The following is a 26,370-nucleotide window of genomic DNA, read 5'->3' as shown; positions in this document are numbered from 1 at the left end:
CCCGGCCAGCTTCACGGACACAGGCAGTCTATGTTCACAGGCATTATTCAGGCAGTTGGCGAAATCGCCGCAATGGAGCCTTCCGGGGGTGACCTGCGCCTGCGCATCAATACCGGCAAGCTGGACCTGGCTGACGTGGTACTGGGCGACAGTATTGCCGCCAATGGTGTCTGCCTGACGGTTATCGAACTGCCCGGTGATGGCTACTGGGCGGATGTTTCGGTGGAAACGTTGAATTTCACCACCCTGGGCGGGCTCAAGGCGGGTGCCCGGGTCAACCTGGAAAAGGCCCTGACCCCCGCGAGCCGCCTCGGCGGTCATATCGTATCCGGCCACGTGGACGGTGTCGGCGAGGTGGTCAGCCGGCATGAAGATGCCCGCTCGGTGCGCTTTGTGCTGCGGGCCCCGGATGATCTGGCCAGGTATATCGCCCACAAGGGCAGCATTACCGTGGATGGCACCAGCCTGACCGTTAACGCGGTCAACGGCGCCGAGTTTGATTTGAACATCATTCCCCAGACAATGGCGGAGACCGTGTTCGGCGACTACAAACCGGGCTCGAAGGTGAACCTGGAGGTGGATGTGATCGCCCGCTACCTGGAGCGCCTGATGCAGGGTGATGCGGCGGCGAAGCCCGGAAGCGGCTCGCTGTCATTACAGACATTGGCTGAAAACGGATACACCTGACAACAGTCCCGTCATTCCCGCGGAAGCGGGAATCCAGTGACCTCCGGGTATTACTCTTCCCTGAAGTCGCCGGAACCCCGCTTTCGCGGGCATGACGACAGTGAGTCTCCACAGGAGACGGAACACAATACATGCAAGTAAACACAGTAGACGAATTAATCTCAGACCTCCGCCAGGGCCGTATGGTCGTGCTGGTAGATGATGACGCCGACAGCCATAACGAGGGCGTGGTGATGGTGGCCGCCGAACACTGCGATGCCAAGCACGTGAATTTCATGGCCCGCCAGGCACGCGGCCTGGTCTGCCTCACCCTCACCGAGGAACGCTGTCGCCAGCTTGACCTGCCGCCCATGGTCGATGACGCCATGGGGGAGAAATCCAACTTCACCCTGTCCATCGAGGCGTCCGTGGGTATTGATACCGGCATCTCTGCCGCTGACCGTGCCCGCACCGTGCAGGCGGCCGTGGCGCCGTACGCCGTGCCGTCAGATATCGTGCAGCCGGGCCACATCTTCCCGCTGACGGCCATGCCCGGCGGTGTGTTGACCCGTGCCGGCCACACCGAGGCTGCCAGTGACTACGCGCGCCTTGCGGGCCTGCTGCCGGCGGCAGTGATTGCCGATATCCTCACCCCGGATGGCACCCTGGCCGATGGCCCGGCACTGGCGGAATTCGCCGCCAGCAATGGGCTGAAAATAGGCACCATCGCCGACCTGATCCATTTCCGCATGGTGAACGAGCGCACGATTCGCAGGGTGCGTGAGGGCAGGATCACCACCGCTTACGGCGAATTCCAGCTCACCGCCTACCGGGATCAGAACGAGGGTGATGTTCATATCGCCCTGTCCCGGGGCACGATCAAGGCGGATGAACCCACCCTGGTGCGGGTGCACGTGCAATCGGCATTGCGCGACATGATTAATAGTGAAATTGACGGACGCCCCAGCTGGAGCATCAGCCGCTGCCTGCGCAAGCTGGCCGAGGCGGACCGGGGCGTGATCGTGCTGCTGGCCAGGGATGAAGGCCCGGAGCAGATACTCGAGAGCATTGACCTGGCCCTGGGCGAGGCCCCCGCAGAGGCTCACGCAGCCCCGGACACCTACACCACGGTGGGACTGGGCTCCCAGATTCTGTGCGACCTGGGCGTGGGAAAAATTCATTTGATGGGCGCCCCGATCAAGTACAATGCGATTTCCGGGTTTGACCTTGAGGTGCTGGATTTCGTAAACCCTGAGGATTGATTGGTCGCCCATGAGCGCAGGCCAAAATAACGTCATCCCCGCGCAGGCGGGGATCCAGTAATCCTTCCCTGGATTCCCGCCTGCGCGGGAATGACGATGGAAGGAGGTGAGCAAGGAAAGAGAAATGACTGACATCAAAACCATAGAAGGCGACTTCACCGGCGCCAAGGGCAGCTACACCATCGTGGTCGGCCGCTGGAACAGCTTCGTGGTGGAGCACCTCCTCGAAGGCGCCATTGACTGCCTGCGCCGTCATGGCGTCAGCAAGAGCCAGATCACTATCGTTCGCGCACCGGGCGCGTTCGAGATTCCCCTGGTCTGCAAGAAAGTCGCCGCCAAAGGCGATGTTGACGCGATTATCGCCCTCGGCGCGGTAATCCGCGGCGGCACTCCCCACTTTGAATATGTGGCCGGTGAGTGCACCAAGGGCCTGGCCATGGTCAGCATGGAGTACGGCGTGCCCACAGCCTTTGGCGTGCTCACGGTGGACACCATCGAGCAGGCCGTTGAACGCTCCGGCACCAAGGCCGGTAACAAGGGCGAGGAAGCTGCCATGTCCGCGCTGGAGATGGTCAGCCTGATGAACAAGCTGGACTGAATGAGCAAGCAGGCCCCCAAAAAGCCCCACAACACGCTGGCAGCGGAGCGCCGCAAGGCCCGCCACTACGGCATGCAGGCCCTGTACCAGTGGCTGATGGCGGATGCGGCGCTCAACGCGATTGAGGCAGAGTTCCGCGCCGAATACGACTTCGCCCATGTTGACCTGGAGTATTTCCAGGCCTTGCTGCACGGCGTCCCCGCTTCCGTGGACGAACTGGAAGCCATCTTCCAGCCCCTGCTGGACCGCGATATCGACGACCTGGACCCCATTGAACGGACCTTGCTGCGCATGGGCACCTTTGAGCTGAAAGAGCGCATCGATGTGCCCTACAAGGTGGTGATCAACGAAGAAGTTGCCCTGGCCAAGAAGTTCGGCGCCAGCGAGAGCCACAAGTACATCAACGGCGTGCTCGACAAGGCGGCCAGGGAACTGCGTAAAGCAGAAACCGAAGCCTGAGCTACCGTACTGTTATTCCGAAATCCCCGACCACGGCTAACCTCCGGTCCGGCATACCGAATTCATGGACACTCGGTCTTATAGGAAGCATGTTCATACCCGCATACGCGTGGGGCACGATAACCGTCATCCCCGCGCAGGCGGGGAGCCAGTGACTTTGAATACCGGCTGCTATGTCCGCTTCAGAATTTGACCTCATCTACCGCTACTTCGCCTCCCTGGGCGCCGGCCTAGCCGTCGACCTTTCGGTAGGCGACGACTGCGCGATTCTCTCACTTGCGCCGGGCGAACGACTCGCCACCTCTGTCGATACCATGGTCGAGGGCGTCCATTTCCCCGAGGAACTGTTCCCGGAGGACACCGGCTTTCGTGCCGTCTCCGTGGCTGTCTCCGACCTGGCCGCCATGGGCGCCCGTCCCATCGGCATGACAGTTGCCCTGACCCTGCCTGAAGCGGACGAGTTCTGGATCAACGCCTTCAGCCAGGGGCTGGCACAGGCCGTTGCCGAGTACCGAATCCCACTGGTGGGGGGCGATACCACCCGCGGCCCGCTGACGATCACCGTGCAGGTGCTGGGCGCGCTGCCAGCGGACCAGGCACTGCTGCGGGAAGGCGCCCGGCCGGGTGACTCGGTGTTCGTTTCCGGCCCCCTGGGGGATGCCGCCGGCGCCCTGGCCTTCCTCAACGGCCAGTGGCAACCGGCGCCGGACGCTGCTGAGTACCTGCTGCAGCGCTACAACCGCCCGCGGGCCCGCGTTGAACTGGGCCAGCAGTTGCTGGGTAAAGCCACCTCGGCGATCGATATCTCCGACGGCCTGCTGGCCGACGCGGGACATATCGCCGCCGCCAGCGGCGTGGCGCTGCATATTGATCCAGCCGCCATCCCGCTCTCAACGGCGCTGCAATCCCACGAAGATAGCGACACCATCCTGCGCTGGGCCCTGGCCGGCGGTGACGACTACGAACTCTGTTTCACCCTGCCGCGGGACGAGTCTGCACCGATGGGCTGCTCCCGCATTGGTGAAGTGCAAGCGGGGCAGGGTGTGCACACCGGTTTAGACAGTGACCTACCGACGGGCTTCCAGCACTTCAGCTAGTCGCAACCTCGCAGAGAGCCTCCACTCTCTACCTCGCCTTCAGCCCTCAGCTTGTCACCACCCCTCAGCCAGACACCACCTCTAAACTAGCCACTACCTCCAAGCTCGTCACCACCTCCAAACTAGCCGCCACCCCGGCCTCTGCGCGCACCCGCGCTGGCCTTCTCACCGGGGCCCTCACCCGCGTCTACGAACTGCAGTTCCACACCCGGCCGCCCCGTTTCCGCAGAAACGTCCTGCATTACCTGCACATCGAAACACCCGCGATGAAGCTGCCGGTGGTGAAACCGGCACAGGGTGACCAAATTATCCAGGCTGGTTTCCCCACCCTCGGCCCAGTGCTTGATATGATGTGCTTCCACATACACCGATTCATGGCAGCCCGGATACTGGCAAACGCCGTCGCGTTCCTGCAGCGCCCGCCGAATCGGCCCCGCCACTACACGTGATCGTCGACCCACGTTCAGCACCTGGCCTGTGTCATCTTCCAGAACGGTCACCAGCGAGGTATCGCAGCTGAGCCGTCGTGCCGTGGCTGGCGACAGCCAGGGTTTGTCCTCATAAAACGCCTTGCCATGGGTGCAACAACCCCCCGATCGTTGCTGCCGCAGGGTGTTGACGTCGACATGCAGCACCACCTGGCAGCGTTCGGCCCCTTTCAGCCCCTGCAGGTCGTGGTAATCCGGCCCGGAGGCCAGAAAGTGCTCCACCATGTTGACCAGTGCATCGGCTCGAATCTGGTTCATGTGTTGGGAAAATGTTTCCGCGGAAACTTTTTCTTCCGCCCGCTGATAGGCCACGTCGTTTGCCAGGGTTGCGTCGTTTTCTTCCGCCGTGTCCCCCTCGTCCCGGGAGACACCCTCAGCGGTATCACGGCTGCGCGCCAGAATCTTTCTCGCGACAGCCTGCATGCGGGACTTTTGTGCCGCCTGCCAGTCCTTCTGCCGTTCCTCTACCAGCGGGCGAGCTACCGCCTGCAGCGTTTTCGCGACCAGTTGCCCCTCCTCCGGCGGCAACCGGGCGTGATTCACCCACATGCCGCCTTTATCCTGGAACCAGTACAACTCCCGCTGCTGTTCCCGCTGGCGTTCCTCATCGGCCGGCGCTTCCGCAGGCTCACCACCCTCGTCAGTATCCACAGCCACAGCCGCAGAATCCTCCAGCAAACCCTGCAAGCCCGGCTCCGCTACCGGTTCATAGCGCGCCACCAGCTTCTCAAGATGACTGGCGCTGTTGCCTTCCGCCAGCATTACCATAAAACCCTGGTTCTCAGGCGTGGCGACGCGGGTGATGGCGCGCACCTTGGAATAACTCAGATCACCATCGGCAAAGGCCTGATCAACCTCCGGCAGCCCCGCCAGGCAACGCGCCACGCGTAGCTTTTCACGCGCTGCGCCGATATCCATGCCGCAGTGGGCCGACAACCAATGGGCGCAGGAGCGCATGCTGCCGTCCTTCTTCCAGCCGCCGCAGCGATCAAAGGCGGCGATCATCCGCAACAGGCGTTGGTTGGCGATATTGATTTGTGCCGCGAGCAGGGTGATTGCCTGACCCAACTGCTCGTCATTCGAATCTGTGGTAAGAAGCGCCGGTAGAGCCATTGGGGTCACCCCGCGTATAACTGTATATTTATACAGTATCGTAGGCTCCGGCCACGCTCATCGCTACCCGCGCGTTCCATCAAATTCGGTCAATCCGCGGGGGCTGAGCGCCGCCAGTCAGGTGTATACTCCCCCCATGACCGCAACCGCCCAGCCAACGCCATTCCGCTCGCCCGTGCAATTCCTGGCCTTCGGCTTCGGCTCGGGGCTGTCTCCCAAAGCCCCCGGCACCGCCGGGACCCTGGCCGCCATTCCCCTATACTGGCTGCTGTCCCACCTTGACCTCGGCGTATACACCCTGGTCGTCCTCGTCACCTTTGCCGCCGGTATCTGGATCTGCGGCGAAGCCAGCAAACAACTGGGCGTTCACGACCACGGCGGTATTGTCTGGGATGAATTCGTCGGCTTCTTTATTACCCTGTGGGCTCTGCCCAACAGCTGGCCCTGGATCCTTGCCGGGTTCGTCCTGTTCCGCCTGTTCGACATTGCCAAACCCTGGCCCATCGGCCCCCTCGATAAGCAAGTCCACGGCGGCCTGGGTATCATGATCGACGACGTGGTTGCCGGCCTGATGGCCTGCGCCTGCCTGCATGTTGCGTTATGGTTGCTTACATGACTTTCCATCTGCCGTCGTCCAGGTCTCTTTTTGCGCCATTCCCTGCCAAACCTCCGTCATTCCCGCGGAGGCGGGAATCCAGCGTCTTGTGGTTGTTCGGGTGCATCGTTCTTTTAAGCCTGTGCCTGCAAGCCAGAGCCGCTACCCCCAATCCCCAGATCGACCTTGAAGGCCTGATGCCCAACGCCGCCATTCTCCTTATAGACGGCGAGCGCAAACTGCTGAAAAAAGGCCAGTCCCACAACGGTGTTACCCTGGTTTCAGCCTACTCCAACACCGCCACCATCGAAGTCAACGGCAACCAGATGGTGCTGGGCCTCTCCCGTAAAGTGGGTACTAACTATCAGCCGCCCCCAGCGCAGACAGTGACTATCCGCCGCGACTCCCGCCTCCAGTACCAGACAAGTGCCAGGATCAACGGGCGCCAGGTCAAGGTGCTGGTGGATACCGGTGCCAACGTGGTCGCCCTCAACCAGTCCGAAGCCAGTCGCCTGGGTATCGACCTTGAAAAAGCCACCCCGGCGCGGGTAGAGACTGCCTCCGGCATCGCCAGGGCCTGGAGTGTCAAGCTGCGATCCGTGAGCGTTGGCGGCATCAAGGTCGACAACGTTCCTGCGACCGTGGTGGAAGGCGAATTCCCGGCCATGGTACTGCTTGGTATGACCTACCTTCGACACGTAAAAATCGAGGAAAATCAGGGGATTCTGACGCTCTCGCGTAGCCACTAGGAAACCTTCCCGGTAGTGTAGTGGCTATCATCCAACTAGTTGCAATTGGATGATAGCGGCGCTATCATCCAACTTGTTTTACCTGGATGATAGCAGCGATGGCTTACACCGAACTCAGCGGCTCTGCCTCCATGGCGTATGCGGAAGCGCTGGAAAGCGTGATGACCCGGGAAGCCAGCGCGTCTTCCGGAGATGGCTTTGGGTTTGTTAAAAAGTCAGTTACTCGCGGCGACCACTGGTATCTGCAGCACACCCTGGCAGGGAAAAAAAAGCAATATTATTTTGGCCCGGACAACGAAGAAATCCGGGGCCGCATAGCACAGCAGAAAGCGCGCTGGGATGAGGGTAAGGCCGATACAGCGCAGGTGGAAAAGCTGGTCGCGATGGCACTTGCAGCGGGGTGTGCCGGAATCAGTCACCGCGCCTACAAAGTACTTTACGCTGCCGAGCAGGCTGGCCTTTTCCGAGCTGGTGGGGTGTTGGTCGGTTCGTTCGCATTTCTGGCCATGGGCAATATGCTGGGGGTTTCCTGGCGCCGGGACACCACAGCCACCCAGGATATAGACCTGGCCGCCAGCGATGAAGCAATGGTCGCTATCCCCGAGAACGCCAGGCCCCTGGGAGACGTAATTCTCGATTCTGAAACAGGGCTGCTCAGCGTACCGATGTTGAACCCCAGGGCCCATTCGACGAGTTTCAAGATACGTGGGGGCAGTTTTCGGGTGGACCTGGTGACGCCTCGCAAGGGTAAACCGGAAGGCCAGCAATACGTACGTGCCATACAGTCATACGCAGAACCCGTGGCGTTCCTGGAGTATCTACTGGAAGATACCCAGAAGGCCGTGCTGCTGCACAAGGGCGGAGTGCTGGTGAACGTGCCCAATCCGGCAAGGTTTGCCCTGCACAAACTGGTGGTAGCCCGTCGCCGCCCCGCATCTCAGCGTACCAAAGCGACCAAAGACGTGAAGCAGGCAACCCAACTCCTGACGTGCCTGCTCGACCAGAACCCCGGTGACGTCTGGCTGGCGTTGGATGCCGCACTTTCTCATCCTTCGCGCAAGTTCCGGGATACACTCAGGGCTGGTATTCAGAGCCTCGATGTCGGCGCTGGACTGAAAGCCCGCCTGGCTGAAATCCAGGGATAAATTCCAGTAGAGCACGCTCCCAGGCCAGCGCTGGCGGGTAGTCCCATTCCCCGCCAAACCTGTTAGAATACGCGCCCTTTTGCACGGATAAGCTCCATTGACCGCACGCTACGTAGAATCCTCACGTCTCCCCACCGCCTGGGGCGAGTTCGAGATGCATGGCTTCGAAGACGCGGAAGGCAACAAGGAGCACGTGGTTTTGACCATGGGCGACGTGGGCAATGGCGAGCCCGTGCTGGCCCGGGTCCACTCCGAATGCCTGACCGGCGACGCCCTGTTCAGCATGCGCTGTGACTGCGGCATGCAGCTGCACGCCGCCATGAAGGCGATCTCGGAAGAGGGCAGGGGGGCCATCTTTTACCTCCGCCAGGAAGGTCGGGGCATTGGCCTGCTGAACAAGATCAAGGCCTACAAGCTGCAGGACGCCGGCGCCGACACCGTGGAGGCCAACGAGCAGTTGGGCTTCGGTCCGGATATGCGCGACTACAGCCTGCTCAAGCCCATGCTGGAGCACCTGAAGATCAAATCTGTGCGATTAATGACCAATAATCCGCGCAAAGTGGCGGCACTGGAAGAACAGGGCGTGGACGTGGTGGAGCGCATTGCCCTGCAAACCGCCAGTAACCCCCACAACGAGAAGTACCTGAGCACCAAGGCGGGCAAATTAGGCCATATGTTCGAAGCCCAGGGCTAACCCCGACCGTCATCCACGGCCCCTAACCCCCGTCATTCCCGCCTCTCACCCCCGTCATTCCTGGCCCCTAACCCCCGTCATTCCCGGCCCCTAACCCCCGTCATTCCCGGCCCCTAACCCCCGTCATTCCCGCGAAAGCGGGAATCCAGAGACCATGTAGCAGAGCGAAAAGGTGGGTAACACCCTACCTGTCCCTCCCCACAATATACCGGGCCAGCTCCCGCAGCATATCCGCCGATTCCCCAAATGAATCCAGCGCGGCAATGGCCTCGTCCAGCAAGCGCTGCGCCTCGGCTTTGGCGCCATCCAGCCCCAGCAGCTTCACGTAGGTGGGCTTGTTGGCCTCGGCGTCCTTGCCCTGGGTTTTGCCCAGTGTCTCCGGGTCACCCTCAACATCCAGAATGTCATCCACCACCTGAAACGCCAGCCCGATATTGCGCCCATATTCATCCAGCGCCGCTAGCTGCGCCTCCGTGGCATTGGCGGCAATCCCCCCCAGCGCCAGCGAAGCCCGAATAAGCGCCCCGGTCTTCATCTCGTGCATGGCACGGAGTTCTTCCAGGGTCATGTCTGAATCCACGGCCTGGATGTCGATATACTGGCCGCCGACCATCCCCTCAAAGCCGGAAGCCTGCGCTAATACTTTGATCATCCTCACTTTTTGTTCGGCGGAGAGCTCCGGAGCATCGGCGATCAGCTCGAAGGCCCGAGCCTGCAGGCCGTCGCCGACCAGGATGGCAGTGGCCTCGTCGTAGGCCTTGTGCAGACTGGGCTTGCCACGGCGCATATCGTCGTCATCCATGGCGGGGAGGTCGTCATGGATTAGGGAGTAGGTGTGGATGAGTTCGAGGGCGAGCGCCGGCGCCGTGTCGGCTGGGGAGGAGTCGGCCATGGCGTTCCAGGCGGCAAAATAGAGCGTGGGGCGTACCTGCTTGCCGCCATTGCTGGTGGCATAGCGGCCAGGGGCACTCATTCCCGAAGCGGCGGAGTCGAATGGCTCCCAGAGCGCCGCCAGGTCATCGTTCAGTCTGGCGCGAAAGCTGCCCAGTAATCCGTCCAGTGTGTTAGTCACGGATGTTAATCTTGCTCAGCTGGCTGGCCTATGGGGGGCTGTAGCAGTTCGTTCACTTTTTGCTCGGCGGTCGCCAGCTCTTCCTGGGCATCGCGGACGAGTTGTATGCCTTCCTCGAATTCCTTCAGGGACTGGTCGAGGGGAAGGTCAGCTTCTTCGAGGTGGCTAACCAGCGCCTGTAGCATCTGTATGCGCTCGGCGAAGGAGGAGGGGGATTTGCTCTTGGGCATAGCCTGTGTCTATTTGCTATCGGAGTTATGCGGGTTCAAAGCAGACGCGGGTGCATCATCACGTTGAATGTGGCTGCGGGCATCATACTACCCCGCTTGCCGGGAGGGTAGTGTTACAGCCAGCTGTGAAGTAGTCGGCGATTCAGGATAGAATACCGAATGCAGTGCCGCGGCCACAATAGGACTGATACAGTTTGAAAACCGGGTTGAATACAAAAGCCAGCTATCGTGCCGGCCATCGGTGAGTTGTTGAGGTGAGCAGGCGCGTTTTTATTGCCGGGCACAGGGGCATGGTGGGGTCAGCAGTCCATCGCCTTTTGCTGCAGGATTCAAGCGTTGAGGTCGTCACCCGCAGTCGGGACGAACTGGATCTTACTGCCCAGGCGGCGGTCAAGGCTGTTTTCCAAACCGAGCAGCTGGATGAGGTTTACCTCTGTGCCGCTAAAGTAGGCGGTATACATGCCAGCAGTACCTATCCCGCTTACTCCATTTATGAAAACCGGATGCTCGATTGCAATGTGATTCACTCGGCCTGGCAGCCGGGCATCAAAAAACTGCTGTTTCTAGGCAGTCCCTGTATTTATTCTGGCAGGCGCAGCTGCTAATAAAGGCACTGAATTGTTGCAGGGCCCCTTCGAGACCACCAGTGAACACTACGCACTGGCCAAGATAGGAGGCATAAAGCTGTGCGAGACCTTGAACCTGCAATGCAGCACGGATTAACGCAGCGTTATGCCGACTAACCTGTATGGCCCGGGCAACAGCATCCATCCGGAAAACAGCCACTTGATACCAGTGCTGATAAGGCGTTTTCGCCAAGCCCGGGTTGCTAACGCCGATGCCGTTAGCGTATGGGGTTCGGGCACGGCGAGGCGCGAGTTTTCCATGAAGGCGACATGGCACGGGCTTGCCAACGGGCGATGGATCTGTCCCTTGATCGCTACCAGGAAATCACAGAGCCGCGCCTGAGTCATCTGAATGTCAGGTCATACGCTGATTTTACGATGGCGGAACTGGCAAAAATGATCCGCGAGACTGCGGGTTTCGAGGGCCGGATCGAATTCGATACGGGAAAGCCTGATGGTGCGCTGCGTAAACTGCTGGATATCTACGAGCTGGGTCGACTGGAATGGAAGCCCGCAATTTGCTTGCGGAATGGCTTGGCAGAGACCTATGATTGGTTCACAGAAGACCTTTAGGACGAACAAAAATGAGCCGCAAAACGGCCCTGATTACCGGTGTGACGGGGCAGGATGGCTCCTACCCGGCCGAACTTTTACTGGCAGAAGGTTACGAGGTGCATGGTGTCAAATATCGTGCATTTTCTTTCAACAGTGAACAGATAAACCACATTTAAGAAGGGCCGCAGGAAGCGGATCGGAGTTTTATCCTGCATTATGGAGATCTGACTGATATTTCCAACATCACCCGCATCATCCGGCAGGTGTAGCCCGGCGAAATCTACAACTTGGGTGCCTAGAGCCATGTGGCCGCGAGCATTGAGGAGCCCGAATATGCCGCGGATATGGACTGTATAGGCACCCTGTGGGTATTGGAAACGGTGCGATTGTTGGGTGTGAGGTATTTCAGGGGCGAGAGTAGAAGTGATTGGCCGGATCAGTTCCCTTCAGTTGACGCTCAGACTCACGTTTCAGGACCTTGAGCTTCTAGATTGAACCTCTACAGGGCCAGCTAACCCTAGTGCCCAAAATAACACATATTAAGTGTCAACGTCTTCAATACCTGACCTGTCTTACGATGCATGGCTCTCTTGTGGGCTTCGTGATACGGCTGTGCATAACTCAGCTGTCTACGCTAAAGTTTTTGACCTGCTCCGGAACTGAGCCCAATCTCCCCTGTAATCCATGGGCAAGACCGAGAAAAAATGCCCTCAATCTTGCGCCTTTGTTCGGTTCAAGAAATAGAATAGCGATGAAGTCAGTGCAAAGCCCCAAAAATTTTTTTAGCCCCCATGAAGGCTCTCTACATGCGTAGTCCATAAGTGTACGAATAGAGTTTCGCGCACCGGTGTACTTTCTCCACTCGCTGTGGCGATAAGGCAGAAAACGGGAAATATAGCCTGAATGCCCCGAATCTTCCCCGATATATTGCCTCATTCCCAGTTGGCAGTTTACGGCCACCGCATACCCCGCCCGCCTAACGCGCAAACAGAATTCATGATCTATTGAATCAATAAAATAGTCTTCCCGAAACATTCCCAGTGAGCACCAGGTCGGAAGATGCATCAGGCTGCCAGAAGTAATCACGGTAGTCTGCTCGATAGCCTCGGGCATCACGCTTTCCGGGAACCGGCTTACCCCCCTGGATGCGTTATAGTAGTTGCTACCGAGAACAACCGCTGGTACTGGAGATGCGCTCCAGGCTGCAAGCATCCCGCCAAGAAATCCCGTCAGTAGTTCCGTATCCTGATCGAGCGTAACCGCCCACTCATATCCCGACTCCATGGCACGGCGACAGCCGGTATTTAACGCGTCTCCCAAACCAAGATTCTGATGATTGAGAATGATCTCAAATTTTTGCTCGTCGAGATTTTCGAGAATGGATTCACCACCAACAGTGTTATCAACCAGGAATACACGCTCGAACTGGTCTGCCGCCACCTGCATATTCCTGACCAGGCGTTCGCCCGGGCAGTAGGTCACCACGACGAGAGCGACTTCACCGGTAACCGGCCCGCTCAAACCCTGTGGGGCGATTCGCTTCAAGACCTCACCAATACGCGTGATCCGCACACTGTCGAAGTCGAGATACAAGTATCCATATGTTCAGTTTGGACTTAGAGGTCCCGAGCCCCCAACTCTGGCGAGGTGTTTCGATATCAGCTCGACGGGATATTCGCCTTTTGACCTGACAACATCAAGCACCGGCTCTAGGTTTCGTACATCTTTGGGATTATCTCGCAACAGCTCTACTTTTATATAGGGTGAGCCATGCTCGATCAGCAACACTTCCCAGTCGAGATGCGAGTGGTTCACCCCTACATCCAATCGTCCCGTCAATAGTGAGCCCACATCCGACCAGAATGCAGGGTCGCGCCAACGCCGCTTCAGCGTCCTGCCGTACTCTCTCCTGGCATGCCAAATCCGATCGACCGTCCCCCTGTCTTCCAGGGGCATCACCGAGTAGAACTTGAATCCGCAGCTGGTGAGCACCTGCGACAGACCAACCTCGTAACGGCGAATGATTTCATTCTTGTCATCGATTAAGTCCAGGGAACTCCAGAATTCTGCAAAAGCGGAACTGTTCAACACCGTGCGCTTGAATACCAGAAAATAACTTTGCAGGTGGTGGGCAAAATCGAAGCTTTCAGTGATTCCCCAGAAATCCCCGTCGATTTCATTCATCTTGCCTATAAACGCCGAAAGGTCCGTCAGCGGACCGTAAACACTGTCATTGCACAGGATTAACTGGTCGTAATCCGAGAGTGTTAGGTGCTCAATTCCAACTTTGTAGCTGTAGAAATCGTATCCCCGGTTTTTTCTGACAATAACCTCAATGCCCATGGCAACAAGCTTGCCAACCGTTTCATCTGAGAGATTGCTCGTGCTTACAAATACCAGGCGCTGTACGCAGCGATGCAGTTCGGAAAGACTGTACGTAACGTGACTGTCTACGATACCGTCCCTGTCATAGTGTGCGAATACGCAAGCCGTCTTCATCTGCAACATTCTGAGTTCGAGACAAGCATACGGTAAACCTTCTCCAGTATTAATTGGGTTATCATGAGTGCACCCAACGCGATCAATCCGGTGTTACCAGGTGACCAAACATATTAATTCCAAATATAGCACGACCAGGCAGCTATCTTGTGATGCCCCCAGCCCTTCAGTGACGGCCGAGGAAAGGTTTGGGATTCTGCTGCGACTGCCGGAGGGTGGCGTTCGGAAAGCCGAAGGAGGCCTGCGCACCAAATCCCTGTTTAAGAAACCCACCCCCGACAGCCCCGTCGTCACGGTTGTGACCGTGGTTTTTAATAATTCCGCGTATATTGAGCGAACAATAAGTAGCGTGCTGGAACAAACCTACGACAACGTGGAGTATATCGTCATTGACGGCGGCTCAACTGACGGCACCTTGGAAATAATCCGGCAATACGATGACAAAATCGATTACTGGGTCAGCGAGCCCGACCGGGGATTGTATGATGCGATGAATAAGGCTATCTCCGTGGCCAGTGGCCAATGGTTAAATTTCATGAATTCGGGTGACGTATTCGTTGACCAGAATGCCTTGAACCGGGCAATGGCCTTCTGCGGTCCGGGGGCCGATGTAATATATTCAGATCATTATCGCTATAATGAGTCCGTCGGGATTACCCGCAAGATCACCTGTGAAGCAGAGCGCCTTTACCTTCTGCACCAGTCGCTGGTTTATCGTAGATCACTGCACCATATACACGGCCCCTATCTGGTCAAACCGGGCTTGTTAATATCAGACTATCTTTTCTTCAACCTGTTGGATCGCGACTCTTTTGTGAAGAGCCCCCATCCGATCAGCAACAATCTTGAAGGTGGGATTTCTACCGATCTCTCGCACGTGAGAGAGAAAAATGCCGTCGATTATCTTTTCGGCAATACCAACTTGATGCGAATGGCCTGGATAACGTTGCGGGAACGTTATGGGAGATCGCTTCCTGGAATCACCAACCTGCTAAAGCGCAAAAACCGGGGATCAAGCTAGGCCCTGTTCACACTATCTGGGTTGGCCCTGAAACAGGCTTTGTACCATGAGCCTGATATCGGCAATGAAACAGCCAAGCCTTTTCAGCAGTATTTTTCTGTTTGATTCAAGCTGCCAGGTCATGTGCTCAAATGGCGCTTCCACCACGAAGTCCGAAAGTATCGCCAATTCACCTAATCCGCGATTAAATACCACGTGTTCACAAACGGTCTGTTCGTGATTCGATGAAACCGCATACTTGCTATGACGTATTGCCTGCAAGTTATAGATACCTACGCCACCGAAGGCACTTTCAACCGGGATGAGTTGACCGCGCGGGAACTCGTCGACGGACTTCTGTTTGGACGTTACGCGCAAGAACCAGGCCGCCATCTCGCCGTACCTGCTTCGATCACGATTGAATAGCTCGAGGCAATCGCTTTCACACCAGCCCGGGGCTCGCAGGGCGAAGATATCGTAGTAGTTTGGCCTGGAGACAGGGAATACACCATCGAGACCATGCTGATCCATTGTTCCAAGAGCAAGCTTGACCTGGTCTTCCTGCAGTGAAGCACCTATTCTGTCGTCCAGATCCACCATCATGAGATGTCCCTGGGTAGATGGATCAATAGTCTGAAAGACCTCTTGCAGCAGTCTATTTCTGCACAGAGCCAATCGCCGGTAGCGCTCGGGATATAAACGATCAACACCTGTCTCGGTGATCACTTTCAGTCCGTGAAGGCTCGACTGCAGATCGAGCAGTATCTGCGAGGTTTCATCCCTGGAATCGTTTTCATAGATAAGAAACAAAAAGTTCCCAGGCGCGATATTCGCCAGTATCGAATAGATGTTTCGAACATTGCCCTCTATCACTGGAGCACAGTTCCTGGCTAAACCCACCGCGATCAACATTTCAGCTACGTCTACTCATAAAACAGGAAGCGTCTATTTCACTTTCGCCTGTGATTCCAATTCGACCATCATTGCATGATCACTCAAAGTCTTCGAGGTGAAGGCTCTTGATATCATTCGGTCTATCCGCATAAACCGCAGCGCCTTGACGAGAAGGATCAAGCATTGCGGCAATCTATCGCGGCTGAAGATGTGAAAGCCGCGCCCGTCCGATGCGTGATCCAACTGATATTTACTGGCGATAAAGCGCAGGGTTGAAGAATTGAAAAAACCAATATGCTGCCCGTGAGACAAGGCATAGTAATCCCACTCAGCTGTTGGTGGCGGACTATCTCCGTACAGTTCAGTTGAACAGATGAGAAGATCCGTCTGCTGGAAAACTTCCTCGAAAAATCGCCCTGGAAATTCGAGGTGCTCCAGGACCTCGAAGGCTACGAAACCGTCATATTGACCACCGGATCGCTCGAAGCCGCGCGAAAACAGGTTTTCGCTGAAGGGATCATGCCAGTAAAAATCCAGGCCGATATCACGCATCAGCCTGACAAAAAGTCCATAGCCACCACCGTAATCAAGGTATCTTGAATTGCGTATTTTCCCTACTCCATGAACAGCGAACAGGCTTATCAACACAGACCTGGATAAATTGATATTTCTTGAAACCAACCCTGTATCCGACAGGTTAATCGATTCTGCATATGCCTGTTCAAGCCAATGCGGGTCGACAACCTGCAGATACTGACAGCAAGTACATACCACATAATCTACAGGATGTTTTCCCATGATTGTGGCGTTGTGAGATAAGCGAGTCTGCCCTCCGCAGTTGCGACAAGCCGTCATCGCTATCCACCCTTCGGGCGGCCGAAAGATGCAGCCCGGGATTGCAATTTGCCGGCCAACCGCGTGAGCAGCAACCTGAAGAATTTCATATCCTGCCCGCCATAAACCGATTGAAAAACAAAGCGATCGGCTTCAACATCTTGTGCCACGGATGAAGGGTGTGTGAGTTCGCCAATAGGCTGGGTCTTCAATGCCGCAGTATCGGAGGTGTCTGATGTCGTGTGGGTTGCATCCTCACCAAAACCGATATTGCTGACCAGATTGACATTGGGTGTTGCGGTCAAGCCACCATGAAACCAGACACCTGCTGTCCAGGGATAATCCCAGGTGTCGATTTCATTGCGATACATTTTGTCGAATATCAGTGCCCAGTAGACCCGCATGACCTTGTCGGGTAGTAATTGTCGCCAGGCATCTGATTTCTGCCACCGGGGCCAGTAGCTCATAGCGAGATCACACCTGGCCCATGCCCTGCGCCAGGTCGCCCAACCCCATACATGATTAAAAATCGAGAAGTAGTATGAGCCGTCACCGCGCTGGTTTCCCTGCTGGAAATTATCACCAGTAACCACCCATACCCTCTCGTCTTCCGCATAACGATCCAGCAACGCGTCACAGTAGGTAAAAAAATCGGGATGCGGCAAACAATCGTCTTCGAGAATAATCCCCTGCTCTTCATGCTGAAAGAACCAGCTGATCGCGCCACTCACTGCAGCTTTGCAGCCCAGGTTGCTTTCTCTGAAGAGAGTCATGACGTCACACGGCCAATCTACCCGAGAGACAATTTCTCGCACTCGCAACACCTTCTCCGCTTCTCCATCGCGGTCTGACCGTGCACCGTCCGCTGCCACGTACAGGCGTTGCGGCCTCGCCTGGCGAATTGCGGCAAAAACCCGCTCTGTTGGCCCGGGGCGATTGAAGACAAGAAACAACACCGCTGTATCCAAGCGAACCTGGTTGTCGGCATGGTCGATATTGTCGCAACCTGAGGGCGATATCCTTGATCTGCGGCGGGAATTGATCATATTCAGCTGTTCAGCATTGTTCTGAAGTAGAAGATGGTCTCTCGCAGACCATCCTCCAGCGGCACCTTCGGCTCCCACTGAAGCCTTTGCCGGGCAAGGTCTATGTCGGGCTGTCGTTGCTTGGGGTCATCCTCCGGCAAAGGACGATATGCTAATTTAGATTTACCCCCCACCAATTTGATGACCAGTTCAGCCAACTCGATCATGGTGAATTCTTGCGGATTGCCCATATTTACCGGACCAGTAAATCCTGTCTCGGTATTCATCATACGGACGAACCCTTCTATCAGGTCGTCCACGTAGCAGAAAGAGCGCGTCTGCTGGCCATCACCGTATATCGTAATGTCTTCACCCTTGAGTGCCTGGACGATAAAATTACTGACAACACGACCATCATTGGGATGCATGCGCGGTCCGTAGGTATTGAAAATACGTACGACCTTTATGTCCAGGTTGTGCTGCCGCTGATAGTCGAAGAAAAGCGTCTCGGCACATCGCTTTCCCTCGTCATAGCAAGAACGGGCGCCAATTGGATTCACGCGTCCCCAATAACTCTCTTTCTGCGGGTGCACTTCGGGGTCGCCATACACTTCGCTGGTGGAAGCCTGGAGTATTCTTGCTTTGGTGCGCTTGGCCAGGCCCAACATATTAATGGCGCCGTGCACACTGGTCTTGGTCGTTTGCACCGGATCGTGTTGGTAATGGATGGGACTGGCCGGGCATGCAAGATTAAATATCTGATCGACTTCCACGTAGAGCGGAAATGTCACGTCGTGTCGCATCAGCTCAAAACCTGGATCTGCCAATAGGTGGCCAACGTTCTGTTTGGAACCAGTAAAAAAATTATCCAGGCAAATAACATCGGCACCATCACGGAGAAGTCGATCGCAGAGGTGTGAGCCAAGGAATCCGGCTCCTCCAGTGACAAGTACTCTGGGTTGGAGGCTATATTCTTTCATTTGGTTTGCTGCCCCAAAAAATACTATCTACTAACCTTAAAGAAGACCGTATTCGCAGACAAGGCATATCCTTTATAATCGACATTTTCCCAAAAACTTATTAGTTGCGGAGTTAAGTACTTCTTGTAAACCACTTCTTAACACTTCAACCAACACATACTTGGGGCGGTAGTTCTCCCAGTCATTCGACTTCAATACCTCAAGGTCGAAGCCCTCTACATCTACGGACAAAAAATCTATCAGTTGTCGGTCAGGGAGATAGCGATCCAGAACCTCAGCTAACGGAACCACTAATACCTTGATAACCTTTTCTATCTCGTAAGGTGATATCTGGGCATTGCGCTCCTCTCCCGATTCGCGTGAAAACCCATTCAGTGCGGGTTCGTTGAACATTTGGTAATCAAGCTCATCGAGAACTTGGCCAATCGCCAACTCCAAATTAATGTCACGGATACGGAACCTATTGAATAGCTCCATGCTTCCGGGCATCGCATCAATATTTATACCTGACCAACCCTTCTTGTAAAACAGGTAAGTATTAGAAAATCTCTTCGGGTGATGAGCCCCAATGTCGGCATAGAAATCCTAAGGTTGGTGCTCAAAAATTCGGCGTAATATTTGATCTTCACCTCCCCGTGACTAGCTGGCCTGCCGCCAGGGTTTCCAGGCAAGGCAGTCGACCCCTCACCTCACGGTATATTTTAAGGGTTCAGGCAATCGCGCCTTCATTATCACTTTTAACCTACGTTCTACCAACCAAATAACCTGCCGGGATTGAGCACCTTTATTTTCATTAGGAACATTGCGCGTGTTTCTCTGTGTATCAAGTCCGCAAACAGATCTGACACGCTGTACGAAAATACGGTTGTCCAAGCTGCTCCAATTGCCCCATATTGCGGGATCAGAATTAGGTTTAAAATAACATTAACAGCCGCACCCAAAACAGTCTTCTGTAACAGCAATAACTGTTGTCCTTCCGCGACAAACCACCTGCTGCTTGCCACCCCCAGGAAGACGAAGAAGGAAGTCCATACATGCACCGCTAGTACCGGTCCAGCAGCAGCGTAGGGGGCGCCGAACAAGAGTGTGGCCACGAATGTCGAGAGGAAGGTCATCGGAAGTGCGACGGTGATCGAAAGCCACGCCATCAGGTCGTACAAATGCTGCAATTTGGAATAGTACTCCTTCTCGCCTTTCTCTCTGGCCTGCAGGATATTGGGAAAAACCGACGCAACTATCGCCAGGGGAAGAAAATACCACACTTCGCTGATGCGTACTGCGGCGCTGTATATGCCGACCGCATTTTCACCAACCATCTGTGCCAGCATAATTTGATCGATCTGCATGTAAATCATCACCGCGATACCGGAGAGCAGGAGGGGCCAGCTATCTGCTAATAGGGTCTTTGCGCGACGCGCACTCATGGTCATCTTCATCAACCTGGTGCCACTCAGATCCAGCACCGCGAGCATTGTTGCAGCAACGAGTGCTGCCTCAGTCACCATCGCCCAAACGAAGGCGACAAGAGGTGCTTGAGCAAGTATCAAACCAACCTTGATCGCCGCGAAAATAACGAAGAATACGTTCTGGACCCAAACGGTGTACTTTGATAGAACCTGAGATTCAAACCAGTATTTGGCGACATCGGAACACCTGAGCAGCAGGGTGGACCCGAATATTGCGACTAGGATTCTGGCTAACTGGTCTTCGGGCCGCAGCCAAAAAATTACAACCATGGCCAATCCATAGGCCAGGAAACCACTAAACAACAGCAGCAAGGCGGCGGTGCCAAGGGTCTGTTCTTTGTGGGAAGGATCGCGTACGAGGTCTCGCACTATTATCTCTTGCAAACCCAGGACGGCAATGGCACCGAAAAGCCCGACAAAAGCCATGACGAAGTTGAGTAAGCCGAATTTTTCAGGCCCCAGATAGCGCGCGATCCAGACGCCGACGAGCAGGCCAATACCCATGCGCAGAAATCTGTCAAAGAACAACCAGCTAACGTTGTCGACAATCTTTAGCAGATCGGGCCGATGAGACATTCGACGCTGCAGGAAGCGGGGGACAATTTTCAAGCTGCGGCTCTTCAGGGTGCTGATTCTCCATCGTTCTGCCTGTTTCCATCGAAAAGGTGCGGAATTTCTTCTGACAATATTTTAGATAAGCGAAAATTGCTGAGTTTCAGGTCATATGCCACTCGTGTGGCAATGTGCTTAAAAATTTCATCATAGTTCATAAAGACATCAGTTATCGCTTCCGCAAGAAGTGTCGCTGATCCGGGTTCCGTCAGATACAAGCCGACTATTGTGGTTTGGTCACCAAATATTTTTCTAAAAGCCGGGCTGTCTCTTGTGATCAGGATTTTATTTGACGCCATGGCTTGATAAGCCTTGTACGGTATTACGTTGCCGGTCTTTGCAGATGTACCGAATACACCCAAAATACAGTGTGAATTCTCAAGCTCAGATCGCAGCACTTGTGCGCTAACAAGTTCTCTCCTCCATTCTAGATTTTCAACAGGCTGGGCAATGAGTTTTTTAGAAATTTCGTCTGCGGTTTGGCCGTCACCAATCAGGGTGAATCTTATATTACTCTGTTTCTTGGCGAATATCCTCGCTGCCTCGATAATCGTTTCAATTCCGTGAAGAGGGATGAAGGTTCCCCAGAAAAGTACTCTAAATTGATTGTAAAGAGGCAATGGGGGGCATTCGGTCCACGTACTTTCATCAATTCCTACTGGAGTCACGATGACCTTGTTCTTGTCGAGAGCATAGCTTTCGACTAGCAGTTTTTTCTGTTGTTCTGTGTCGATCAGGATTAAGCTGGCCTGTCGTAGTGTGTAACCTTCTATCCGGCTGATTAGTCGAGCCAGTATGCTGCCATGTTTTAGCATTTTCCTGTCATGGACTATCGTGTCGTGCAGGCAAAGAAAGCTATCGATGACAATTCTGTGTTGGTGACGCTTGCCGGTTAACAATTGGAGATAAAACAAGTCTAGATATGCAGGATAGGGAATGTAATAAAGGTCAGCATCATGTAATTTATCCCGCTGTCTGTATAAAGAACCAAAACCTGTAACCGACCTCCAAATGGCTTGAGCCATGCCTAGGGGGGATGTCAGTGGACGATGCTTGCCATTACCGTTGAGGTCGGTCTGGGCTCGAATTTCAATCGCGCTGTCAAACAAAGAGGACAGCGTTGCAATTAACGTGCGGTTTCGGGGGTAAAGTTCAGAATCCTTGTAGCATCCAAAAATACATAGTTTTCCCCGATGTTTAGTCAATGTACCTTATCCTAAAAATTCTTCGCATATGTTATCCAATTTGGCCTGGTGTTGGTCGCTAAAGATGAACTTATAGGGGATATTGCGGTTCTGTAGTTCCACCATTACCGGGGCCATTTTGATCAGTTGGGCTTTGCTGCCTAGAAAGATGTGGATCATTCGGGGTGATAGCCCGATCGCGCTTCAGGGCCGCTGGATCCCGGCTTTCGCCGGAATGACGACGGGGGCAGGGGCGGGAGTGGTGCTTTGGAGGTGGCCCAGCCGGGTCTTGGTTGTCTCGATAATGCCAGTGCCATCCAGCCCCAGCGCGGCCAACTGTGCCCCATGGTCACCATGATCGATGTAATCATCGGGAATACCCAGGTGCAAAACCGGGGTTTCAATGCTCTCCCGTGAAAGGAGTTCGCTCACCGCCGCGCCCGCACCACCTGCTATCGCATTTTCTTCAACCGTAACCAAGAGTTCGTGGGTTTTCGCCAGCTCGATAACTCTGGCCTCATCCATGGGCTTCACCCAGCGCATATCCACCAGTGTGGCGCCAAGCGCTTGCGCCGCCTCACGGGCTGCCGGCAGCAATGTGCCGAAATTCAAAATAGCCACTTGCGTCCCTTCGCGCAGCGTCACCGACCTGCCAATTTCCAGCGATGACATCTGCGAGGAGATCTCTGCACCGGGCCCGGTTCCTCTGGGGTACCTCACCGCTGCCGGCCCCGGATGCTGAAACGCTGTATACAACATCTGCCGACACTCATTCTCATCCGAGGGGGCACCAATCACCATATTGGGAATACAGCGCAGGTAGCTCAGATCAAAGGTGCCGTGATGGGTCGGCCCGTCCTGCCCAACCAGCCCGGCCCGGTCGAGGCCGAAGGTGACATCCAGGTTCTGCAGGGCCACATCGTGAATCAGCTGGTCGTAGCCGCGCTGCAGGAAGGTGGAGTAAATGGCCACCACCGGTTTCAGGCCGTCACAGGCCATGCCGGCGGCAAGCGTTACCGCATGCTGTTCAGCGATGGCGACATCGTAGTAGCGGTCCTTAAAGCGCTCGGCAAACTCCACCATGCCCGAGCCCTCGCACATGGCGGGGGTGATGCCCACCAGGCGCTCGTCCTGTTCAGCCATGTCGCACAGCCATTGCCCGAACACGTCCTGGTACTTGGGACCTTGGGGGCTGGCGGGCACTGCGGGTGTGGGCTGTTTCGGTGCGGCCTCCACTTTGTTGATGGCGTGGTATCCGACCGGGTCCTCTTCCGCCGGCGCGAATCCCTTGCCTTTGACGGTGCGGATGTGCAGCAGCTGCGGGCCCTCCAGGTCCTTCATGTTGCTCAGGGCTTTTACCAGTTGCGGCAAATCGTGCCCATCCAGGGGACCGATGTAGTGGAACCCCAGCTCCTCAAACAGGGTGCTGGGCGCCACCATGCCCTTCATGTGCTCTTCGGTGCGCTTGGCCCACTCCCAGAGGAAACTGAAGCGCTGCAACAGGCTCTTGGAGCGTTCGCGCATACCCAGGTAGGTCTTGGTGGCCCATATCCTCGCGAAGTAGTTGGCCAGGCCGCCGGTGTTGTGGCCAATGGACATCTGGTTGTCGTTGAGGATGACCAGCATATTGGGCCGTTCGTGGCCAGCGTGGGCCAGGGCCTCGAAGGCCATGCCGCCGGTGATGGCGCCGTCGCCAATGACCGCCACGGCCTTGCGATCAATGCCCTGCTGGCGCGCGGCCAGGGCCATGCCCATGGCGGCGGATATGCTGGTGGAGGAATGGCCGACGCCAAAGGTGTCGTATTCACTCTCACTGCGCTTGGGGAAGCCAGAGAGGCCTCCGGCCTGGCGCATGCTGTGCATCTGCTGCATGCGGCCGGTGAGGATTTTATGGGGGTAGGTCTGGTGGCCCACGTCCCAAACGATGCGGTCCTCCGGGGTGTTGAATACGTGGTGCAGGGCGATGGTCAGTTCCACCACCCCCAGGCCGGCGCCAAAGTGGCCGCCGGTTTGCCCCACGCTGTACAGCAGGAAGGCACGCAGTTCTTCCGCCAGCTGCACCAGCTCGTCGCTGTTGAGCGCGTGCACGCTGCGGCCCTGGTCGACAGCGGTCAGCAGCGGGGTGTCGGGCAGGGTAGTGGGGATTTCCGAAAACATGGGCCAATTCTATCCCATATCGGGGCGGATGTGCTCTCAGCTTTTGGGCTTATTGAGGGTTGCCATCTGGGCATCCAGGGCGGATTGCAGCAATACCGACAGGCGTAAGTAGCCGTGCTCGTTGAGATTAATGCCATCGGGCCGGTAATAGGCCGGATTGGGCCGTCCGTCCGGCCTGACCAGCAGGCGGTTGGCATCGAGGATCTCGACATGGTCCTGCGCAGCCGCCCAGTCATTCAGCAGGCGGGTGGTTTCCTCCACGGTGCTGGCCTCGGATGCATATAGCGGGGCCTTCAACGGGGTGATCACGTAAAAGCGGCTGTCATCTGCATGGTAGGCGTTCAGCTCAACCAGCTCCTCAATGCCACTGGCGAGGTCCTCCGCGCTTTTGTTGGCGCGGATATGAAATTCGCTGGCGCTGGGCAGTAGTACAACGGCCCCGGGGCGATAAAAGCCGATCAGGCGTTCGTAGTTGTAAATGAGGTCATCGACGGTGGCGTCACCGAGGCCGCGCATCAACACGGGCACCGGGCTGAGCATGTCCTCCAGACCGGACCACAGTTTCACCCTGCGGCCACCCACTACAACAACGGGTCTTTCGGGCAGTTTGCTCGCCCTGTCCTGTCGTGCGTAGGCGTCAATTTCGGCGGCCCAGGCATCGGGGGAGCTGTTGAGGGTGGCAACAGTGTCCCTCGACACCAGGTAAACCAGGTGCACAACCGGTATCAGCAGCAGCACCAGGCAGAGGGTGCGGAGTGTTTTCCAGGAAATCACAGGAAAGTCCTGTTCCCGTTGGTTTGCCCCAGTGTCGCCGAAATAGGCATAGTGAGCAATGAATGACCCATTCAGGGTGTGACGCAGGTCGCAGCTTTCGCCTGTAAGTGTATGATTTTACTGGGTGAGATGTAGGATTACTGCATGATTTACCAGCGCCACATACCCCGGGAGGAGCTTTTTGCCGCCCAGCTAGAGATGCTCATGCAGAATGGGCAGCTGGCAACGGTTGCCGCGCACCTGATCGGTGTGGCCGCCACCATTGCCATTTTCTGGCCGTTTCTGGAGATGACCACCATTCTGCTGTGGGCGGCAGCATTCCTCATCCTCTTGCTGTTGCGCTCGCTGCAGATGAGCAATGCGCTGGTTAACCGCAGCTATCTCACCCACGCGCGCAAAGTCTATTTCAAGTTACTACTGGGCGCCGCCGCCACCGGCGGGGTGTGGTCGGCAGTGTACATTTTTGCCGCCCACTATGTACCGATCACCATGCAGTACACCTTTCTGTTGTTGATCCTGATGATCACCGCAATCTCCCTGGGTTTTTCGGTGATCATCCGCGAATATTTTATCGCCTATCTCTTTTGCGCCATCTGGCCAATTGCCTGGTGGAGTCTCGCCCACTACTGGGAGCAACCCTACAACCTGGTGATCGGGCTCTCCCTGCTCGCATTCTGCGGGGTGCTGGTGGTGGTCTCCAACCGGGTTTATCATTCGTTCCGCAATATGATATCGCTGACCTGGGAGCGCGAAACCATGGCCCAGGAACTGGGCGATCTCACCAATTCACTGCGCGACAGAAATCGCCAGTTGCGGGATGCGAGGCGCCAGCTCACCGACCTGGCAAACGTGGATGAACTCACTGGCCTCGGTAACCGCCGGCTGGTGAACAATGCCCTGAAAGACGAAATCAACCGTGCGCGGCGCAGTGGCGCCAACCTGTCCGTGATCCTGCTGGATGTGGATTACTTCAAGCACTACAACGACACGTACGGTCATCCGGCGGGGGACAGGGTGCTGCAGCGGCTCGCGGACGTGATGCAGAAGGCCACGGCACGGGCCGGTGAAGTGGTAGCCCGCTACGGTGGGGAGGAATTTATCCTGGTTCTGCCCGGGGCATCCCAGGACGCCGCGTTGCGCACCGCCAACCGGTTAAAGGAACTGGTGGAAGAAGAGCAGATCCAGCACGAAACGTCCTCGGTGGCACCGGTCATTACCGTGAGCCAGGGCGTGGTGTCGGTGCAGCCGGATGGGGATTTGCTGCCATCCGAGGTGATTTCGCGGGCGGACAAGGCGCTGTATGAGGCCAAGCAGGCGGGTCGGAATCGGATTATGGTGGCGCGGTAGGTGGATTCCGGCGTCCGCCGGAATGACACTGAAATCGAGCATTCACTTTTTGGCTTTCACCCCGTACTTCCGTGCCTCCTCCATTCCGTTATCGCATGACTCTTCCAGTCCGTCATCCCCGCGCAGGCGGGGATCCAGCGACCTTATTATAGTGGGCTATATCCGAGTGACTCTGGATCCCCGCTTTCGCGGGGATGACGATAGTTTGGTCGGGGATGACGATAGTTTGGTCGGGGATGACGGTAGTTT

General features: G+C 56.2%; 28 protein-coding genes and 1 pseudogene. 15 read left to right on the top strand and 14 right to left on the bottom strand.

The window, feature by feature from the left end; all coding sequences use genetic code 11:
* Nucleotides 1-30: 30 nt before the first annotated feature.
* The 5 genes from E2F43_RS14500 to thiL all read left to right on the top strand — a co-directional run bounded on the left by E2F43_RS14500 (nt 31) and on the right by thiL (nt 4,082).
* A complete protein-coding gene (locus E2F43_RS14500; RefSeq protein WP_133213876.1) occupies nt 31-687 on the top strand; it encodes a riboflavin synthase in 657 nt (218 codons plus the stop codon).
* 131 nt (nt 688-818) lie between these two features.
* A complete protein-coding gene (ribB, locus tag E2F43_RS14495) occupies nt 819-1,928 on the top strand; it encodes a 3,4-dihydroxy-2-butanone-4-phosphate synthase (protein ID WP_133213874.1) in 1,110 nt (369 codons plus the stop codon).
* 124 nt (nt 1,929-2,052) lie between these two features.
* Complete coding sequence (ribH, locus tag E2F43_RS14490; RefSeq protein WP_133213872.1) at nt 2,053-2,526, top strand: 6,7-dimethyl-8-ribityllumazine synthase; 474 nt, start codon at nt 2,053-2,055, stop codon at nt 2,524-2,526.
* Nucleotides 2,527-2,985, top strand: a complete 459-nt coding sequence (gene nusB / locus E2F43_RS14485) for a transcription antitermination factor NusB (protein WP_133213870.1) — start codon at nt 2,527-2,529, stop codon at nt 2,983-2,985. It abuts the gene before it with no gap.
* Between the two features lie 173 nt (nt 2,986-3,158).
* Nucleotides 3,159-4,082 carry a thiamine-phosphate kinase gene (gene thiL / locus E2F43_RS14480; RefSeq protein WP_133213868.1) on the top strand — a complete coding sequence of 308 codons (924 nt, stop codon included), beginning with the start codon at nt 3,159-3,161 and terminating at the stop codon, nt 4,080-4,082.
* A 122-nt stretch (nt 4,083-4,204) separates the two neighbouring features.
* Here thiL and E2F43_RS14475 read toward each other — a convergent pair whose 3' ends face one another.
* Nucleotides 4,205-5,683 carry an HNH endonuclease signature motif containing protein gene (locus tag E2F43_RS14475; RefSeq protein WP_133213866.1) on the bottom strand — a complete coding sequence of 493 codons (1,479 nt, stop codon included), beginning with the start codon at nt 5,681-5,683 and terminating at the stop codon, nt 4,205-4,207.
* Between the two features lie 136 nt (nt 5,684-5,819).
* Here E2F43_RS14475 and E2F43_RS14470 point away from each other — a divergent pair, with 136 nt between their 5' ends.
* The 4 genes from E2F43_RS14470 (at nt 5,820) to ribA (ending at nt 8,866) form a co-directional block, all read left to right on the top strand.
* Entirely contained in the window at nt 5,820-6,299 is a 480-nt protein-coding gene (locus E2F43_RS14470) for a phosphatidylglycerophosphatase A family protein (RefSeq protein ID WP_133213864.1), read from the top strand.
* A gap of 86 nt (nt 6,300-6,385) precedes the next feature.
* Nucleotides 6,386-7,027 (top strand): retropepsin-like aspartic protease family protein, encoded by a 642-nt coding sequence (locus tag E2F43_RS14465; RefSeq protein ID WP_165954329.1) that lies wholly within the window; start codon nt 6,386-6,388, stop codon nt 7,025-7,027.
* 98 nt (nt 7,028-7,125) lie between these two features.
* The gene (locus E2F43_RS14460; RefSeq protein ID WP_165954328.1) at nt 7,126-8,172 is read left to right on the top strand and encodes a GSU2403 family nucleotidyltransferase fold protein; all 1,047 of its coding nucleotides are present in this window, start codon (nt 7,126-7,128) and stop codon (nt 8,170-8,172) included.
* 97 nt (nt 8,173-8,269) lie between these two features.
* Nucleotides 8,270-8,866, top strand: coding sequence for a GTP cyclohydrolase II (ribA, locus tag E2F43_RS14455; RefSeq protein ID WP_133213858.1), 597 nt, complete (start codon nt 8,270-8,272; stop codon nt 8,864-8,866).
* Nucleotides 8,867-9,050: 184 nt separating this feature from the next.
* On the opposite strand, the gene E2F43_RS14450 is transcribed toward ribA, so the two are convergent.
* A complete protein-coding gene (locus E2F43_RS14450; protein WP_238946935.1) occupies nt 9,051-9,938 on the bottom strand; it encodes a polyprenyl synthetase family protein in 888 nt (295 codons plus the stop codon).
* 5 nt (nt 9,939-9,943) lie between these two features.
* Complete coding sequence (gene xseB / locus E2F43_RS14445) at nt 9,944-10,168, bottom strand: exodeoxyribonuclease VII small subunit (protein WP_133213856.1); 225 nt, start codon at nt 10,166-10,168, stop codon at nt 9,944-9,946.
* A gap of 254 nt (nt 10,169-10,422) precedes the next feature.
* Here xseB and E2F43_RS19465 point away from each other — a divergent pair, with 254 nt between their 5' ends.
* The 4 genes and pseudogenes from E2F43_RS19465 to E2F43_RS19320 all read left to right on the top strand — a co-directional run bounded on the left by E2F43_RS19465 (nt 10,423) and on the right by E2F43_RS19320 (nt 11,525).
* Complete coding sequence (locus tag E2F43_RS19465; RefSeq protein WP_275259682.1) at nt 10,423-10,773, top strand: NAD-dependent epimerase/dehydratase family protein; 351 nt, start codon at nt 10,423-10,425, stop codon at nt 10,771-10,773.
* Between the two features lie 127 nt (nt 10,774-10,900).
* Nucleotides 10,901-10,990, top strand: a pseudogene (locus E2F43_RS19460) (NAD-dependent epimerase/dehydratase family protein); the annotation flags it as partial.
* Nucleotides 10,991-11,019: 29 nt separating this feature from the next.
* Entirely contained in the window at nt 11,020-11,367 is a 348-nt protein-coding gene (locus E2F43_RS19455) for a Rossmann-fold NAD(P)-binding domain-containing protein (RefSeq protein WP_275259685.1), read from the top strand.
* An 11-nt stretch (nt 11,368-11,378) separates the two neighbouring features.
* Nucleotides 11,379-11,525, top strand: coding sequence for a GDP-mannose 4,6-dehydratase (locus E2F43_RS19320; protein ID WP_238946934.1), 147 nt, complete (start codon nt 11,379-11,381; stop codon nt 11,523-11,525).
* Between the two features lie 445 nt (nt 11,526-11,970).
* Here E2F43_RS19320 and E2F43_RS14430 read toward each other — a convergent pair whose 3' ends face one another.
* Nucleotides 11,971-12,894, bottom strand: a complete 924-nt coding sequence (locus E2F43_RS14430; RefSeq protein ID WP_133213854.1) for a glycosyltransferase — start codon at nt 12,892-12,894, stop codon at nt 11,971-11,973.
* A 60-nt stretch (nt 12,895-12,954) separates the two neighbouring features.
* Nucleotides 12,955-13,857 carry a rhamnan synthesis F family protein gene (locus E2F43_RS14425; protein WP_133213852.1) on the bottom strand — a complete coding sequence of 301 codons (903 nt, stop codon included), beginning with the start codon at nt 13,855-13,857 and terminating at the stop codon, nt 12,955-12,957.
* Nucleotides 13,858-13,948: 91 nt separating this feature from the next.
* Between E2F43_RS14425 and E2F43_RS14420 the strand changes: the two genes are divergently transcribed.
* Nucleotides 13,949-14,869: a glycosyltransferase family 2 protein gene (locus tag E2F43_RS14420; RefSeq protein WP_238946933.1), complete on the top strand. Its 921-nt coding sequence runs from the start codon at nt 13,949-13,951 to the stop codon at nt 14,867-14,869.
* A gap of 12 nt (nt 14,870-14,881) precedes the next feature.
* Here E2F43_RS14420 and E2F43_RS14415 read toward each other — a convergent pair whose 3' ends face one another.
* From E2F43_RS14415 to E2F43_RS14375, 9 genes are all read right to left on the bottom strand, one after another.
* A complete protein-coding gene (locus tag E2F43_RS14415) occupies nt 14,882-15,760 on the bottom strand; it encodes a hypothetical protein (RefSeq protein ID WP_133213850.1) in 879 nt (292 codons plus the stop codon).
* A gap of 33 nt (nt 15,761-15,793) precedes the next feature.
* On the bottom strand, nt 15,794-16,597 hold the full coding sequence (locus E2F43_RS14410) for a class I SAM-dependent methyltransferase (protein ID WP_133213848.1): 804 nt from the start codon (nt 16,595-16,597) through the stop codon (nt 15,794-15,796).
* A gap of 2 nt (nt 16,598-16,599) precedes the next feature.
* Nucleotides 16,600-17,622: a glycosyltransferase family protein gene (locus E2F43_RS14405; protein WP_133213846.1), complete on the bottom strand. Its 1,023-nt coding sequence runs from the start codon at nt 17,620-17,622 to the stop codon at nt 16,600-16,602.
* A 2-nt stretch (nt 17,623-17,624) separates the two neighbouring features.
* Nucleotides 17,625-18,581 carry a UDP-glucuronic acid decarboxylase family protein gene (locus E2F43_RS14400; RefSeq protein WP_133213844.1) on the bottom strand — a complete coding sequence of 319 codons (957 nt, stop codon included), beginning with the start codon at nt 18,579-18,581 and terminating at the stop codon, nt 17,625-17,627.
* 72 nt (nt 18,582-18,653) lie between these two features.
* Nucleotides 18,654-19,151 carry an FkbM family methyltransferase gene (locus E2F43_RS14395; RefSeq protein ID WP_133213842.1) on the bottom strand — a complete coding sequence of 166 codons (498 nt, stop codon included), beginning with the start codon at nt 19,149-19,151 and terminating at the stop codon, nt 18,654-18,656.
* 179 nt (nt 19,152-19,330) lie between these two features.
* Nucleotides 19,331-20,656 (bottom strand): flippase, encoded by a 1,326-nt coding sequence (locus E2F43_RS14390; protein ID WP_133213840.1) that lies wholly within the window; start codon nt 20,654-20,656, stop codon nt 19,331-19,333.
* 11 nt (nt 20,657-20,667) lie between these two features.
* A complete protein-coding gene (locus E2F43_RS14385) occupies nt 20,668-21,864 on the bottom strand; it encodes a glycosyltransferase (RefSeq protein ID WP_133213838.1) in 1,197 nt (398 codons plus the stop codon).
* 183 nt (nt 21,865-22,047) lie between these two features.
* Nucleotides 22,048-24,000 (bottom strand): 1-deoxy-D-xylulose-5-phosphate synthase, encoded by a 1,953-nt coding sequence (gene dxs / locus E2F43_RS14380; protein WP_133213836.1) that lies wholly within the window; start codon nt 23,998-24,000, stop codon nt 22,048-22,050.
* Nucleotides 24,001-24,036: 36 nt separating this feature from the next.
* Entirely contained in the window at nt 24,037-24,774 is a 738-nt protein-coding gene (locus E2F43_RS14375) for an SGNH/GDSL hydrolase family protein (RefSeq protein ID WP_133213834.1), read from the bottom strand.
* A 144-nt stretch (nt 24,775-24,918) separates the two neighbouring features.
* Between E2F43_RS14375 and E2F43_RS14370 the strand changes: the two genes are divergently transcribed.
* Nucleotides 24,919-26,121 (top strand): GGDEF domain-containing protein, encoded by a 1,203-nt coding sequence (locus E2F43_RS14370; protein WP_133213832.1) that lies wholly within the window; start codon nt 24,919-24,921, stop codon nt 26,119-26,121.
* The last annotated feature ends 249 nt before the right edge of the window (nt 26,122-26,370 follow it).

Source organism: Seongchinamella unica (assembly GCF_004354085.1).
Classification (GTDB): Bacteria; Pseudomonadota; Gammaproteobacteria; order Pseudomonadales; family Halieaceae; genus Halioglobus; species Halioglobus unicus.
This window is presented reverse-complemented; position numbering and strand designations above follow the sequence as displayed.